Source organism: Pseudoxanthomonas sp. J31 (genome assembly GCF_000510725.1).
Lineage (GTDB): Bacteria > Pseudomonadota > Gammaproteobacteria > Xanthomonadales > Xanthomonadaceae > Pseudoxanthomonas.
Window position 1 is genome coordinate 246,634 of the sequence record NZ_AZNZ01000002.1, and the last position, 13,838, is coordinate 260,471.

Genomic DNA, 13,838 nt, shown 5'->3' on the forward strand with positions numbered 1-13,838 from the left:
TGTCCGGAAACGGCCAGTCGGGCCCGGGCGCCGGTGCTAGCCTGCGCGCATGTCCTCCGTCGCCGCCCTGCCCGATCCGCGCGTATGCGAACGCGCCCGCCTCAGCCGCGACCCGCGGTTCGACGGGCTGTTCTTCACCGCGGTGCGCAGCACCGGCATCTATTGCCGGCCGGTGTGCCCGGCGCCGCCGCCGCTGCCGGCCAACGTCGACTACTACCCCAGCGCCGCCGCGGCCGAGGCGGCCGGCTTCCGCCCCTGCCTGCGCTGCCGCCCCGAGCTGGCGCCGGAGGACGGCGCCTGGCGGCGTGGCGATGCGCTGGTGGCGCGGGCGTTGGCGCTGATCGAGCAAGGCTTCCTGGCCGAGCATCCGGTGGCGGCCCTGGCCGAGCGGCTGGCGGTCGGCGAGCGCCAGCTGCGGCGGCTGTTCGTGCAGCGCCTGGGCGCGGCACCACTGGGCGTGCACGTTACCCGCCGCCTGCTGTTCGCCAAGCAGTTGCTGACCGAGACCACGCTGCCGGTCACCGAGGTGGCGCTGGCCGCCGGCTTCGGCAGCCTGCGCCGCTTCAATGCCGCGTTCCAGGAGGCTTATCGCATGGCGCCGCGCGAACTGCGCCGCAGCCTGCAGCAGCGCCCGGCGCTGGCGGCCGACCGTTCGCTGGTGCTGCGCCTGGGCTACCGGCCGCCGTACGACTTCGCGGCCATCCTGGATTTCCTGCGCGACCGCGCCCTGCCCGGGGTGGAACGGGTGGATGGTCAGTCCTATGCGCGCGTGGTCGGCGACGCCAGCGCGCCGGCCTGGCTGCGGATCAGCCATTGGCCATCGACCCGGGCGCGCCCGGTGCATGCGCTGAGGCTGGAACTGCACGGCGTGGCGCCGGCCCGGCTCGCGGACACGGTGCAGCGGGTGCGGCGGATGTTCGACCTGGATGCCGACCCGAACGCGATCGCCGCGGTGCTGGGGGCCGATCCGCGCCTGCGGCCGCTGCTGCGCCAGCGACCCGGGCTGCGCCTGCCCAGCGGCTGGGACGGGCTGGAGATCGCGGCGCGCGCGGTGATTGGCCAGCAGGTCAGCGTGGCCGCCGCGCGTACATTGGCCGCGCGCCTGGTGCAGCGCCATGGCGCGCAGGTGGCGCTGGACGCCGCACCCGGCCTGGACCGGCTGTTCCCGGACGCGGCCACCCTGGCCGCGGCGGACCTGGACGGCCTGGGCCTGACCGGTGCGCGCATCGCCAGCCTGCGCGCGATCGCGCGCGCGGTGCTGGAGGGCAAGGTCGGCTTCGGCCCGGAACAGACCCTGGAGGAATTCGTCGAAGCCTGGTGCGCCCTGCCCGGGATCGGCCCATGGACAGCGCAGTACCTGGCCCTGCGTGCGCTCGGCCATCCGGACGCGTTCCCGGCCGAGGACCTGGTGCTGCAGAAGGCCGCGTCCGGCGACGGCACGCGCCTGTCCACCCGCCAGCTGCGCGAGCGCGCGCAGGCCTGGCGCCCCTGGCGTGCGTACGCCGTCATCCATCTTTGGCGCGAGGCCGCCTTGCCCGCGTCCCGTGCCGGCACCGAAGCGGAGGTCATCCCATGAGCGCCATCCATTACTGCCGGTTCGACAGCCCGGTCGGCCCGCTGACCGTGGCCGCCTCCGATGCGGGACTGCACGCAATCGAGTTTCCGCAGAACCGCCATCCGCAGCGCCGGCTCGGCTGGGTGCCGAAGGAGCACCCGGTGCTTGGCGAGGCCAGGCGCCAGCTGCAGGAGTACTTCGACGGCGAGCGCCGCGAGTTCGACCTGCCGTTGGCGCCGCAGGGCACGCTGTTCCAGCGCCAGGTGTGGCTGGCGCTGGCCGACATCCCCTACGGCAGCACCATCAGCTATGCGCAGCTGGCGATGCGCGTCGGCCGCCCCGCGGCGATGCGCGCGGTCGGCGCGGCCAACGGCCGCAACCCGCTGCCGATCGTGCTGCCCTGCCACCGCGTGATTGGCGCCGACGGCTCGCTCACCGGCTTCGGCGGCGGCCTGCCGACCAAGCGCTTCCTGCTGCAGCTGGAAGGCGCGATCCCGCCGCAGGAGGCCGCGCGCGATCTGTTTGGTGGGGTTCGGGATCCGGGACTGGTGATTGGTGATTGGTGATTGGTGATTCGGGATTCGGGTTGATACGGGCGTCACTGGCTACGCCCGTAGTGGCGGGCGTGGCTTGCGGGCGGTTCGAGGAGCAAGCCACCGGGTGCTGGCGTTTGCCGGCCTGAGCGCTGGTGGACGGATTCGCAGCCCGGCCAAGCGAAGCGCACCAGGGCTCCCGGCGTCCAACGCCAGGGCTGACGCGCGCCCGCCCCGGATGCGGCCCGGGGCCTTGTCCAGGGGTATGCGCGAGCGCCGAACGAGGCCACGGTCGGGACCGCCCCGAAGACGTGATGTGCCGCGCCGTCGTTCAGCCGGCGTCGATTGCGGCGCGCAGCGGGGCGAGGAAGGCGCGGGCGCGGGCGGCGGCATCGTCCGCATCGGCGGCTTCGGCCAGCACCGATACCAGCGCCGAGCCGACCACCACGCCATCGGCGCCGGCCGCCATCGCCTTGGCGCTGGCCGCGTCCTTGATGCCAAAGCCGGCCACCACCGGCACCTTCGCCGCTGCCCGCAGTTCCTCCAGGCGGCGGCTGGCGGCATCCGTGTCCAGGCGGTCGGCGCCGGTCACGCCGGCATAGCTGACGTAGTACAGGTATCCCTGCGCGCTGGCGCTGAGCATGGCCGCGCGCTCGTCCGAGGTGGTCGGCGAGGCCAGCATCACCAGGGCCAGGCCCAGTTCGTTGAACGCCGGCTGGAACTGCGGCGCTTCCTCCGGCGGCAGGTCCACCAGCAGCACGCCGTCGACGCCGGCGGCCACCGCCTCGGCGGCGAACCGGGCCGCGCCGCGGATCTCCACCGGGTTGAGGTAGCCCATCAGCACCACCGGCGTGTCCGCGTCACGCTCGCGGAAGCGGCGCACGCAGTCGAACACGTAGGCCACGGTCGCCCCGCGCGCCAGCGCGCGCTCGGAGCTGCGCTGGATCACCGGGCCATCGGCCATCGGATCGGAGAACGGCACGCCCAGCTCGATGCAGTCGGCGCCGGCCTCGACCAGCGCGTGCATCACCGGCACGGTCGCCTCCAGCGCGGGATCGCCGGCGGTGATGAAGGGGATGAGTGCCTTGCGCCCGTCGGCGCGCAGTCGCGAGAAGGTGGTTTCGAAGCGGCTCATGGATCGCCCGTGGGTTGCGTCGCGCCGGTGGCGCGTTTGCGCGGTGTGGATGCGGTTCGGCGCCAGCACGGCCGGCGCCGGGTTCACAGCTGGATGCCCTCGCGCGCGGCGATGGTGTGCACGTCCTTGTCACCGCGGCCGGAGAGGTTGCACAGGACCAGTGCGTCCTTCGGCAGCTCGCGCGCCAGCTTGATCGCCTGCGCGACCGCATGGCTGGATTCCAGCGCCGGCAGGATGCCCTCGGTGCGGGTCAGCTTGTGGAAGGCTTCCAGCGCCTCCTCGTCGGTCACGCCCACGTACTCGGCGCGGCCGCTGTCCTGCAGGAAGGCGTGCTCCGGGCCCACGCCCGGGTAGTCCAGGCCGGCGGAGATCGAGTGGGTCTCGATGATCTGGCCGTCGTCGTCGCACAGCACGTAGGTGCGGTTGCCATGCAGCACGCCGACCCGGCCGGCCGACAGCGAGGCCGCGTGGCGCCCGGTGTGCACGCCGTCGCCCGCGGCCTCGGCGCCGACGATGCGCACCTGGCGGTCGTTGAGGAAGGCATGGAACAGGCCCATGGCGTTGCTGCCACCGCCGACGCAGGCGGTGATCACGTCCGGCAGGCGGCCGAAGTCGGCCAGCATCTGCGCCCGCGCCTCGCGCCCGACCACGGCATTGAAGTCGCGCACCATGCGCGGGTACGGATCCGGACCGGCGACGGTGCCGATGATGTAGAAGGTGTCCTGGACGTTGGTGACCCAGTCGCGCATGGCCTCGTTGAGCGCGTCCTTGAGCGTGGCCGAGCCGGAGGTCACCGGGACCACGGTCGCGCCCAGCAGCTTCATGCGGTAGACGTTGATCTTCTGCCGCTCGATGTCGGTGGCGCCCATGTACACCACGCACTCCAGGCCCAGGCGCGTGGCCACGGTGGCGCTGGCCACGCCATGCTGGCCGGCGCCGGTCTCGGCGATGATCCGCTTCTTGCCCATGCGCGCGGCCAGCAGCGCCTGGCCGATGGTGTTGTTGATCTTGTGCGCGCCGGTGTGGTTCAGGTCCTCGCGCTTGAGCAGGATCTGCGCGCCGCCCACTTCCCGGCTCAGGCGCTCGGCGTGGTAGATCGGGCTAGGCCGGCCGACGTAGTGCTTCAGGTCTTTCTCGAAGGCGGCCTGGAAGGCCGGGTCGGCCCTGGCCTCGTCATAGGCGGCGGCCAGTTCCTGCAGCGGGCCGATCAGGGTTTCGGCGACGAAGCGGCCACCGTGCTGGCCGAAGTGGCCACTGGCGTCGGGATAGGCGTGGAAGTCCTGGATGGGGGCGCTCATCGGCTTGACGGTATGTAAGGTGGGTTGACCTTAACGCACGACATGCCGCCCATAAAGCGATAAAGTCTGGCGCGACACGTCAGGAAAACTCACATGTCACGCGACCTGCCCCCGCTCAATGCCCTGCGCGCCTTCGAGGCCGCCGCCCGCCTGGGCAGCATGGCCGCGGCGGCCGAGGAGCTGCACGTGACCCACGGCGCGGTCAGCCGCCAGGTCAAGCTGCTGGAGGACGCGCTGGGCACCCCGCTGTTCACCCGGCACGGCCGCGGGCTGGCGCTGACCGCCACTGGTCGCCGCCTGGGCGAGGCCGCGGCCGCCGCGTTCGAGCCGCTGCGCCGGAGCTGGGCGGAGTTGCGCTCGCCGGCGGCGGCCCCCGCCCTGGTGCTGGGCTGCCCGGGCAGCCTGCTGGCACGCTGGATGATCCCGCGGATGGAGCAGCTGGCGACCGAGCTGCCGGACCTGCGCCTGCACCTGGCGGCCAGCGAGGCGACGCCCGATGCGGCGCTCACCGGGATGGACGCCGCGCTCCTGATCGGCACCCCGCCCTGGCCGCCCGGCTGGGACGTGCACCGGCTGGCGCCGGAACGCATCGGGCCGGTGCTGAGCCCGCGACATCCGGCGCATGCCCGGCTGCAGGGTGCTCCCGCCACCGCGCTGCTGCAGGAGGCGCTGCTGCACACCGCCTCGCGGCCCTCGGCGTGGCCGGAATGGGCCCGCCGCAACGGCCTGGATCCGGAAGCCCTGCGCCTGGGCACCGGCTTCGACCATCTCTACTACCTGCTGGAAGCCGCCGCTGCCGGCCTGGGCGTGGCCATCGCCCCGCAGGAACTGGTCGCCGACGACCTGCGCGCCGGCCGCCTGGTCGCACCCTGGGGCTTTACCGAAACCGACGGCTACTGGGCGCTATGCACGCTGCGCGGTGGAGGCGATGCGCGGATCGCGCCGTTCACCACATGGCTGCGGAAGCAACTGGACCACTGAGTCCGGCACGCCGGGCTGGCGCAGGAACCACTACAACACCAGAAGCGTTGCCACCACGGAATTGTGGATGGCATGCGTGATGGAGGCAGCAAGCACCGCCCAGCCCGCACCGAACTTCAGGTACCTGACATATACGAAGGAAAACACCGCGAAGTTGGCCAGGTTCGCGATGCCGCTGATCCAGTCGGCGAGCCCGTGCACCAGACCCCAGACCACGCTCGACATCAGGATTGCCAGCGCGCTGCTGCGTGTCCTTGGCAGGAATATCCAGGAAAGCAACGCCCCCATCACCAGGGTTTCCAGCAGCGGGCTGACCAGCACCCACCCGAACACCCGCCACCCCTCGGGAGACTGAAGTTCGCCGACAGAACCGGTGCTGCCTGTCGCGCCAAAGGCAAAAGCCAAGCTGGCGCCACCGGCGAGGCTGACCGCGCTCGCGCATGCACTTTCCGCAACCAGTTTGGGGATAGGCGGTCGAGTCATGCTGCCCCCATGCCTCCGTCCATTGGAGCCGGGGCAGGCACCGCCCGCCCCGGCCCTTCAATCAAGCGCCGTACACGTTGATGAAGGTGGCGGGCTTTCTTGCCTCCTTGCATGACGCATCCGGCGTCGCGGATCAAGGATCCATCCTTGATTCCTGGGTACGGTCCTCGCGGAATACTATGGCGCTGCCCGGCAAGATCAATCGGATTTACCTGCACCGATGCGCAGGAACAAACCGGCGCTTTGGGTCGGATCCCCCCGCATGAAGCCAGGGTTCCAGGTACTACCGGGCCGCGTCCCCGGCTGCATGCCGGGTTCACCCGACTGCCAGCGGCGCTGCTTCAGCCGGAAAGCCCCACTCATCCCGCAAGCCGCCCGCGGGGAGGGCCTCGGCCATCCCCGCCTACGGACCGCAGCAGCCTCAGGCCGCCGCCGAACGCTCCCGCGGCTCGGGCGTGGGACTGGGGGCCAGCCAGTCCAGCCAGGCTTCGGTGGCATCGTCGCGCCCCGGCGGCTTGTAGCCGGGCGCCACTACGACCAGGCCGCCGACTACATGGCGGAGTTCCTCTTGGGTCATGTCGCGCATCTCGTCCTCCGTTGATCGAGGCCGCCCCGGGCGGGACGGCCACATGCAGCCACGGATGCAGCGGTCGCGCGGACCGGCAGTCGGGCCGGTCCGCGCACCCGCCGGCAGCCGGTCAGGGGGCGACCGGCTTCACCTGCTGGTACTGCTCCAGCAGCCATTCCAGCTCGCGCTGGGCGCGATCCAGGTAGCCCGCCAGCGGATCCGGCGGCGGCACCCGGACCAGCTCGCCACCGCCGACATGCGGGAATTCCCCGCGGTACAGGTCACGCATTCCTCGTCTCCCGTTCGATTGCCAAAGTGATCCGCGCCGGTCAGCGATGCTGCCGGTAGCGGCGCTCCTGTTCCCTGAGCAGGTTGAGCAGCAGTTGCCACCCCGTATCGGACACGCCCGTCCACGGCTGCGGCGGGGGCGCTTCCTCGCCCGCCCCGCCCGCCACCTTTCCGATCTCTGCCTGTTCCATCACGCGCATTGGCGATCTCCTCGAAGTCCTAGTGCACCAGGGATGGCCGTGCCGGCATCCGCGTCGCGCGGGCATGCCGGCCGCAGCCAACCAACGAACGGCTTCACGGCTTCAACCGTGCCTCTATCCGTTCGCGCCGGATGTCGCCCCACTCGGGAATTTCCGGACGGGGGTAATCAGGCGGCTCGGGAGGCCAGGGCCAGGTCTGTCCACCCACCACCTGCCCGACCTCTCCGCTTTCGATCTCGCGCATTCCTGTGCTCCTCTGGGTTGACGGTTGCACCACACATCCGGCGGGCCGCAGCTCTCGCGCCGCGCCCCGCCTCAGGGCCTGGGCTGGTTGCGCCGCGCCTGCTCTTCGAAGAAGTCGAGCCATTGCTGCCACTCGGCCTCGGAGATGCCGCCCGGCAGCGGCAGGTGCGGGGACTCGTCCGGTTCGCCGACCCCGCCCGCGATCCGGGCCATTTCCATCTGCGCCAGCTTCCGCATGTGTTCCTCCTGGAACGCGTACCTGTCCGGTGTGTTCCGCACACCACGGTATGCCGCCCGGGCCGCACCGGCCCGGGCACTCTCAGCACGGCACGGGCACCAAGCGCCCGTCGACGACCTCGTGGCGCAGCTGCTGCACGATCCGCCCCTGGTCCATGACCAGGACGCGGTCGGCGCTGGCGATGGTTTCCGGGCGGTGGGCCACGATCACCTTGGTCAGCGCCAGGCCCTTCACCGCCTCGTTGACCAGGCGCTCGTTGGCCACGTCCAGGTGGCTGGTGGCCTCGTCGAGGAACAGCAGCTTCGGCTTGCGGTACAGCGCACGCGCCAGGATGATCCGCTGCTTCTGCCCGCCGGACAGCGAGCTGCCCATGTCGCCGATCAGGCCGTGGTAGCCCATCGGCATGGCCGCGATCTCGTGGTGGATGGCGGCCAGCTGCGCCGCCTCCTCGATCCGCGCCTGGTCGGCCTGCGGGTCGAAGAAGCTGATGTTGTCGGCGATGCTGCCGGCGAACAGCTGGTCGTCCTGCATCACCGCACCGACGATCGCGCGCACGTTGCGCGGCCCGACCTTCTGGATGTCGTAGCCGCCGATGCAGATCCTTCCCTCGGTGGGCCGGAGCAGGCCCAGCATCAGCTTGACCAGGGTGGTCTTGCCGCAGCCGGAAGCGCCGACGATGGCCACCGACTCGCCAGGCTCGATGGTGAAGCTGCAGTCCCTGATCACCCACGGCTCCGCGTCGCCGTAGCGGAACGACAGCCCCTCGACCTCGATCCGGGTATCCGGCGGCGGCGGCAGTTCCGAGCGTTCGCGCTCGTCCTCCGGCGGCGTCAGCACGATGTCGGCCAGGCGCTCGCCATGCAGGCGCAGCATGCGGAACTCGATCCACTTGTCGATCAGCGCTGCCATCCGCGTGGCGAACTGGTCCTTGTAGGCCAGGTAGGCGATCAGCATGCCCACCGACAGCACGTTCTGCAGCGCCAGCACCGCGCCGATCCAGATCACCACCACCCGCTCGATGCCGAACACCAGCTGGCTGGCGCTGTTGAAGCCCAGGCCCATGCGCGCCAGCCGCACCTCGTGGTTGACGGTGTCGACCATCAGGTTCTCGTACGCGGCGCGCCGCCGCGGTTCCTCGCCGGCGACCTTCAGGCTCTGCATGCCGCGCAGCGATTCCAGCAGGTGGGTCTGCTGCCTGGCCGCGGCGACCAGCTGGCGCTCGGTGCCGTCGCGCACCGGGCGGTAGGCCAGCGCGCGGATGCCGATGTACAGCGCCACCGCCAGCAGCGTCACCAGGGCGAGCTTCCAGCTGTACAGCAGCATCAGGCCGAGGGTGACGACGGCCATCAGGCCGTCGATGAGCGCCTCCACGAAGCTGGTGGTGAGCGTGCGCTGGATCGCCTGCACCGAGGACATGCGCGAGGTGATGTCGCCCAGGTGGCGCTTCTCGAAGAAGTCCAGCGGCAGGCGCAGGGCGTGGGCGAACACGTTGCCCATCCACTGCAGGCCCAGCCGGGTGGACAGGTACACCACCGACCAGCCGCGCAGCAGGCCGATGCCGACCTGCAGCAGCAGCGCCAGCAGGAAGCCCAGGCCGAGCACGGTCAGCAGGTCGCGATCGGCGGACACCAGCACCTGGTCCACGACCCACTGCATGAAGAACGGCGCCAGCACCACGAACACCTGCAGCGCCACCGACAGCACCAGGATCTGCGCCAGCGCGCCCCACAGCCCGCGCACCGGGCCGGTGAGCTGGCGCACGCCGACCGAGGCCGGCGCCTTGCGCGGGCGGAACTCGGCCGCCGGGCCCAGCTCCAGCGCCACCCCGGTGAAGTGGTCGGACGCCTCGCGCAGCGACACCCGGCGCTCGCCGCTGGCCGGATCCAGCAGCACCACGCCGGAGCGGTCGACCCGCGCCAGCACCACGAAGTGGTTGAAGTCCCAGTGCAGGATGCAGGGCAGCCGCAGCTTGTCCAGTTCCTCCAGGTCCAGCCGCAGCGGACGGGTGGCGAAACCCAGCTGCTGGGCGATGCGGATCAGCTGGTCCAGGCGCGCGCCCTTGAGCGAGAGCGGGAAGCGCTGGCGCAGCTCGGACAGGCTGGTCTGGTGCCCATGCGCGGACGCCACCATGGCCAGGCAGGCCAGTCCGCATTCGGCCGCCTCGGCCTGCAGCACCACCCGCGGGGAACGGCCTAGCATGCGCGCCCGCCCTCCCGCAGCCGGCACGCCGGCGCGCGCGCCGCCGCCTGCCCTGCCAAGCGCGCCGCCGCCATCCTTTCCTGCCGTTGCCGCCACATCCGCATCGCCTTCTCCGTCCACCGCCGGCGCGCCGGCGCGCGCCGGATCCCGCCGCCGCTCAACCGGCAACCCGTCCCTGCACCGACCACAGCGGCTCCAGCAGCCATTCGATCAGCGTGCGTTCCTCGCCGAGGATGTCCGCGTCCAGCACCATGCCCGGCTTGAGCGGCTCGGCGCGGCCGTAGGCGCGGATCGCCTGCGCCGGCAGCGTCACCGTCACCCGGTAATAGGGCTCGGGTGCCTGCGCGTTGCCGGTCAGCGTGGCCAGTTCGCCCGGACCAAGCGCGCTGCGGCTGATCCGGTCCACGGTGCCGCGCTGGTGCCCGAACTTCTGGTAGGGGAAGGCCTGGTAGCGCAGCATCACCGCGTCGCCAGGCTCGATGAAGCCGATCGCGCGGCTGGGCACCAGCAGTTCCGCCTCCAGCGTGCCCTCGCCCGGCAGCACCGACAGCAGCGGCTGCCCGGCCTGCACCGACTGGCCCGGCTTGATCAGCTGGGTGGCGACCACCCCGCTGATCGGCGCGGTCAGCACCAGCTCGCCGCGCGCCTGGGTCTCCACCAGCTCCTGCTCCAGCGCCGCCAGCTCGCGCGCGAACGAGGCCTCGCCGGCGCTGCGCTGGCCGGGAATCTCCGCCAGCGCCTGCTGCAGCTGCGCGATCATCCGCCGGGTGGACACGGCCTGGCGCTGCAGCGCCTGCATCTCGCCGACCTGGGTCAGCGCCACCGATTCCTGCTGCTTGATCTGCAGCAGGCTCACGTAGCGCTCGTCCTGCAGCTGGCGCAGGCGGTCCAGGGTCTCGCGCGCCAGCCGGATCTGCTCCTCGCGGGTGCGGATCTCCGCCTCCACCTGGGCCAGTTCCTGGCGCGCGGTGGCCAGCTGCACGCGCAGCCCGGATTCCTGCGCTTCCAGCTGCGCCAGTTGCGCCGCGTGCGCCGATTCCAGGCTCTCGCGGCGGCGGCGCAGGCGCTCCTCCAGGGCGGCGTTGGTGTCGCCGGCGGCGCGCGTGGCGCGCGGGACCGCCACCACCGCCACCGCCTGGCCGGCCTGCACGCGCGCGCCTTCCTGCACGTGGGCGGCCACCACCACCCCGGTGGCCGGCGCCACCACGGTGGCCATGCCCGCGCTGGGGACCAGCTGGCCCACCACCGGCGACCGCCGGGTGTAGGTGCCGAACAGCAGGAACAGGATCACCGCCAGCGCCACCGCGGCGGCGGCAGCGGTCAGCAGCCACAGCCGCAGCGGCTGGGCCAGCGAGATCGCGCCCAGCCAGCTGCCGCGACGCGCCTCCAGCGCTTCCCTGCGGAACAGTTCCTGGCTCATGCCGCGTCCGTGTCCGTTGCCAGGGCCCGCGCCGTCCATGTGCGCCGGATGGCTGCCGCGCTCCGCGCGGCGCGCGGCGCTTCGTGGGTACCAGATGACTCCTTCATCCCTCTCCCCTCGCGCTCGATGTGCGCCGCGTCACAAAGATGACGCAACGCGCACTCGCTTCATCCCGATACTTGCCCGCCGGGATTTGCGACGACAAGCCCGACGATGGTGCGTGGCACGTGCAAAGCCGCTTGCGGCGCAGGCCTCGCGCCGCGTCACACAAGCAACGCACCAGGCGGTGCAAGCGAAACTGCACGAAATGCAGCCAGAATCGCTTGCATTTGCGCCGGTTGCGCAATCGCATTTGGCAGGGCTAGGCTCCAAGCCAATGCCACGGACAGGGCAGGAAGGGAACGCATGAATCTCTCGATGAGAATCCGCATTGCGCGCCAGCGGGCCCGATTGTCGCAGGAGGCGCTGGCCGCACTCCTCGGCGTCACCCGCGGCGCGGTGGCGAACTGGGAATGCGCGGTGGGCGCGCAGCCGGCGACGGCCAGGCTCGAACGCCTGGCGCAGGTCACCGGCGTGTGTTTCGAATGGCTGGCCACCGGGCGCGGTCCGCTCACCTACGACGGCAGCGACGACCTGCCTGCGGTGGATGCGGAACTGGTGCACGATCCGGCCGAGCGCCGCCTGCTGCACGCCTACCGCCTGGCAAGCCGCCCGGTGCAGAAACTGCTGCTGCAAATGGCCGAGGTCCAGGTCCAGGGCGTGGAGGGCCGCCGCCGCGCCTGAGCAGGCGCCGATCGCGCGGCGCGATGGCTCCGGCGCGGAGCATCGCCTGCCTGGCCGATGCGCGCCGAACGGCCGCACCCGCGGCTGCCTGCACGAGCGCCTGTGCGGCCACCAACCCCGCCCCGCTGCGATCACCCGGCAACGGGTGCGGGCAACAGTCTCCCGTCCTCGTTCCTCAGGAGCGGGGCAGCAGATGCATTGTCCGGGCGCCCCTGGCAAGGTGCGCTTGATCCGGCCCGAAGCATCCGGACCGGCGCCTTGCGCTACGAAGGGGAACCGCCCACGCGGCCGCAGGCTCGCGTACGCGCCGATGGCGGGCAGGCAGTGGCGCGCGGCTACCGTTGCGCTTGTCCAGGGCGCTCATGCCTGCGCGACGCGCGGCAGCGCATGGAACGGCGGGAGCAACAGACGGCTCTTCGGCCCGAATGCACGCGCGGACGCTGGCACGGCTGCGCGGCTGGCCTGCGCCCTCGCGTGCCGCTCAGTCCAGTTCGGCGCAGTCCGCGCGCCGCACCTCGGCGACGAAGCGGCGCATCCTGTCGCCGTCCTTGATGCCCGGGGACAGTTCGATGCCGCTGGCCACGTCGACCGCCCAAGGCAGGGTCGCGGCGATGGCCTCGGCCACGTTGTCCGGGTCCAGGCCGCCGGCCAGCACGAACGGCCGGTGCAGGCCGGTGGGCAGGCGCCGCCAGTCGAACGCCTTGCCGCTGCCGCCGGAGCCGCCGGCGCCATGGCTGTCGAACAGGAAGGCAGCCGCGTTGGGCCAGCGCTGCTGCAGCGATTGCGCGTCCCAGGTGCTGCCGTCGCCCATGGGAATGGCCTTCATGTACGGCACCCGGAAGGCACGGCAGAACGCGTCGTCCTCGTCGCCGTGGAACTGCAACAGCGCCGGGCGGATCTGCCGCACCACCTCGCGCACTTCCTCGGCGCTGTTGTTGCGGAACAGCGCCACGGCGCTGACCAGCGGCGCCATCGCCAGGCGCAGCTGCCGCGCCGCCATCGGCGTCACCTGGCGCGGGCTGCCCTCGGCGAAGACGAAGCCCACGGCGTCCACGCCCAGCTCGCTGGCCAGGCGCACGTCGCCGGGGCGGGTCATGCCGCAGAACTTGATGCGGGTGCGGTACAGCGCTCGGCTCACAGCGTCACCTCCTCCGGCAGGCCCCATTCGGCGGGGTAAAGGGGACGCAGGAAGACCAGGCCCTGCGGCGGCGCTGTGGGCCCGGCCAGGGTGCGGTCGCGCCCCGCGAGCAGGCGGGCGATCCAGCCCTCGTCCTGGGCACCGGCGCCCACCTCCAGCAGCGAACCGACGATGTTGCGGACCATGTGGTGCAGGAACGCATTGGCCTGTACCTCGATGGTGACGGTTTCGCCACTGCGGCGGACCTGGATGTCCTGCAGGTTGCGGCGTGCATGCGGTGCCTGGCAATGCACCGTGCGGAAGGCGCTGAAGTCGTTCTCGCCCAACAGCGCCTGGGCCGCGCGGTGCATGGCATCGGCATCCAGCGGGCGCCGCTCCCAGGCCATCGTGGCGCGGTACAGCGCGGGCCGCACCGGACGATTGACCAGGGTGTAGCGGTAGCGTCGGGCGCGGGCGGAGAAGCGGGCGTGAAAGCCCGCGTCCACCGGCACGCACCAGCGCACGCACACGGTCGGCGGCAGGCGCCCGGTCACGCCCAGGGTCCAGGCGCGCGGATCGCGCTCGGCGGTGCTGTCGAAGTGCACGACCTGGCATTCGGCGTGCACCCCGGCGTCGGTGCGCCCGGCGCAGCTGACCGTGATCTCCTGGTCGGCCACCGAGGACAGCGCGCGCTCCAGCGTGGCCTGCACCGTCGGCGGCCCGGACGGCCCCAGGCCCTGCCAGCCCTGGAAGGCGCCGCCGTCGTACTCCACGCCCAGCGCGTAGCGCATCGCCGC

Annotated in this window: 16 protein-coding genes; 4 read left to right on the forward strand and 12 right to left on the reverse strand. The window is 71.9% G+C overall.

Features of this window, described 5'->3' with window-relative positions:
• Window positions 1-49 precede the first annotated feature (49 nt).
• Both PSEJ31_RS0104370 and PSEJ31_RS0104375 read left to right on the forward strand, forming a co-directional pair.
• On the forward strand, window positions 50-1,576 hold the full coding sequence (locus tag PSEJ31_RS0104370; RefSeq protein ID WP_028914769.1) for an AlkA N-terminal domain-containing protein: 1,527 nt from the start codon (window positions 50-52) through the stop codon (window positions 1,574-1,576).
• Window positions 1,573-2,121, forward strand: a complete 549-nt coding sequence (locus tag PSEJ31_RS0104375) for a methylated-DNA--[protein]-cysteine S-methyltransferase (protein ID WP_019397975.1) — start codon at window positions 1,573-1,575, stop codon at window positions 2,119-2,121. The genes PSEJ31_RS0104370 and PSEJ31_RS0104375 overlap by 4 nt, the downstream gene beginning before the upstream one ends.
• A 298-nt stretch (window positions 2,122-2,419) precedes the next feature.
• Here the strand turns inward: PSEJ31_RS0104375 and trpA are convergent, their stop codons facing one another.
• Both trpA and trpB read right to left on the reverse strand, forming a co-directional pair.
• Window positions 2,420-3,223 carry a tryptophan synthase subunit alpha gene (gene trpA, locus PSEJ31_RS0104380; RefSeq protein WP_026010385.1) on the reverse strand — a complete coding sequence of 268 codons (804 nt, stop codon included), beginning with the start codon at window positions 3,221-3,223 and terminating at the stop codon, window positions 2,420-2,422.
• An 83-nt stretch (window positions 3,224-3,306) separates the two neighbouring features.
• The gene (gene trpB, locus PSEJ31_RS0104385; protein ID WP_028914770.1) at window positions 3,307-4,521 is read right to left on the reverse strand and encodes a tryptophan synthase subunit beta; all 1,215 of its coding nucleotides are present in this window, start codon (window positions 4,519-4,521) and stop codon (window positions 3,307-3,309) included.
• Between the two features lie 93 nt (window positions 4,522-4,614).
• Between trpB and PSEJ31_RS0104390 the strand changes: the two genes are divergently transcribed.
• Window positions 4,615-5,502 carry a LysR family transcriptional regulator gene (locus tag PSEJ31_RS0104390; protein ID WP_019397972.1) on the forward strand — a complete coding sequence of 296 codons (888 nt, stop codon included), beginning with the start codon at window positions 4,615-4,617 and terminating at the stop codon, window positions 5,500-5,502.
• Window positions 5,503-5,532: 30 nt separating this feature from the next.
• Here the strand turns inward: PSEJ31_RS0104390 and PSEJ31_RS0104395 are convergent, their stop codons facing one another.
• The 8 genes from PSEJ31_RS0104395 to PSEJ31_RS0104425 all read right to left on the reverse strand — a co-directional run bounded on the left by PSEJ31_RS0104395 (window position 5,533) and on the right by PSEJ31_RS0104425 (window position 11,141).
• Window positions 5,533-5,985, reverse strand: a complete 453-nt coding sequence (locus PSEJ31_RS0104395; protein ID WP_083852393.1) for a CPBP family glutamic-type intramembrane protease — start codon at window positions 5,983-5,985, stop codon at window positions 5,533-5,535.
• A gap of 421 nt (window positions 5,986-6,406) precedes the next feature.
• On the reverse strand, window positions 6,407-6,571 hold the full coding sequence (locus tag PSEJ31_RS16845; RefSeq protein ID WP_019397969.1) for a hypothetical protein: 165 nt from the start codon (window positions 6,569-6,571) through the stop codon (window positions 6,407-6,409).
• Window positions 6,572-6,683: 112 nt separating this feature from the next.
• Window positions 6,684-6,842: a hypothetical protein gene (locus tag PSEJ31_RS16850; protein ID WP_019397968.1), complete on the reverse strand. Its 159-nt coding sequence runs from the start codon at window positions 6,840-6,842 to the stop codon at window positions 6,684-6,686.
• Between the two features lie 40 nt (window positions 6,843-6,882).
• The gene (locus tag PSEJ31_RS16855) at window positions 6,883-7,041 is read right to left on the reverse strand and encodes a hypothetical protein (protein WP_019397967.1); all 159 of its coding nucleotides are present in this window, start codon (window positions 7,039-7,041) and stop codon (window positions 6,883-6,885) included.
• A gap of 94 nt (window positions 7,042-7,135) precedes the next feature.
• The gene (locus tag PSEJ31_RS16860; protein WP_156810417.1) at window positions 7,136-7,285 is read right to left on the reverse strand and encodes a hypothetical protein; all 150 of its coding nucleotides are present in this window, start codon (window positions 7,283-7,285) and stop codon (window positions 7,136-7,138) included.
• A 71-nt stretch (window positions 7,286-7,356) separates the two neighbouring features.
• Entirely contained in the window at window positions 7,357-7,521 is a 165-nt protein-coding gene (locus PSEJ31_RS16865) for a hypothetical protein (RefSeq protein WP_156924924.1), read from the reverse strand.
• Window positions 7,522-7,603: 82 nt separating this feature from the next.
• Window positions 7,604-9,721, reverse strand: coding sequence for a peptidase domain-containing ABC transporter (locus PSEJ31_RS0104420; protein ID WP_037034467.1), 2,118 nt, complete (start codon window positions 9,719-9,721; stop codon window positions 7,604-7,606).
• Between the two features lie 157 nt (window positions 9,722-9,878).
• The gene (locus PSEJ31_RS0104425) at window positions 9,879-11,141 is read right to left on the reverse strand and encodes an HlyD family efflux transporter periplasmic adaptor subunit (RefSeq protein ID WP_026010384.1); all 1,263 of its coding nucleotides are present in this window, start codon (window positions 11,139-11,141) and stop codon (window positions 9,879-9,881) included.
• Window positions 11,142-11,558: 417 nt separating this feature from the next.
• On the opposite strand from PSEJ31_RS0104425, the gene PSEJ31_RS0104430 reads away from it, so the two are divergent.
• A complete protein-coding gene (locus PSEJ31_RS0104430; protein ID WP_232207890.1) occupies window positions 11,559-11,924 on the forward strand; it encodes a helix-turn-helix domain-containing protein in 366 nt (121 codons plus the stop codon).
• Window positions 11,925-12,405: 481 nt separating this feature from the next.
• Here PSEJ31_RS0104430 and PSEJ31_RS0104435 read toward each other — a convergent pair whose 3' ends face one another.
• Window positions 12,406-13,062 (reverse strand): phosphoribosylanthranilate isomerase, encoded by a 657-nt coding sequence (locus tag PSEJ31_RS0104435; protein WP_019397962.1) that lies wholly within the window; start codon window positions 13,060-13,062, stop codon window positions 12,406-12,408.
• A complete protein-coding gene (truA, locus tag PSEJ31_RS0104440; protein WP_019397961.1) occupies window positions 13,059-13,832 on the reverse strand; it encodes a tRNA pseudouridine(38-40) synthase TruA in 774 nt (257 codons plus the stop codon). The genes PSEJ31_RS0104435 and truA overlap by 4 nt, the downstream gene beginning before the upstream one ends.
• Between the last annotated feature and the right edge of the window lie 6 nt (window positions 13,833-13,838).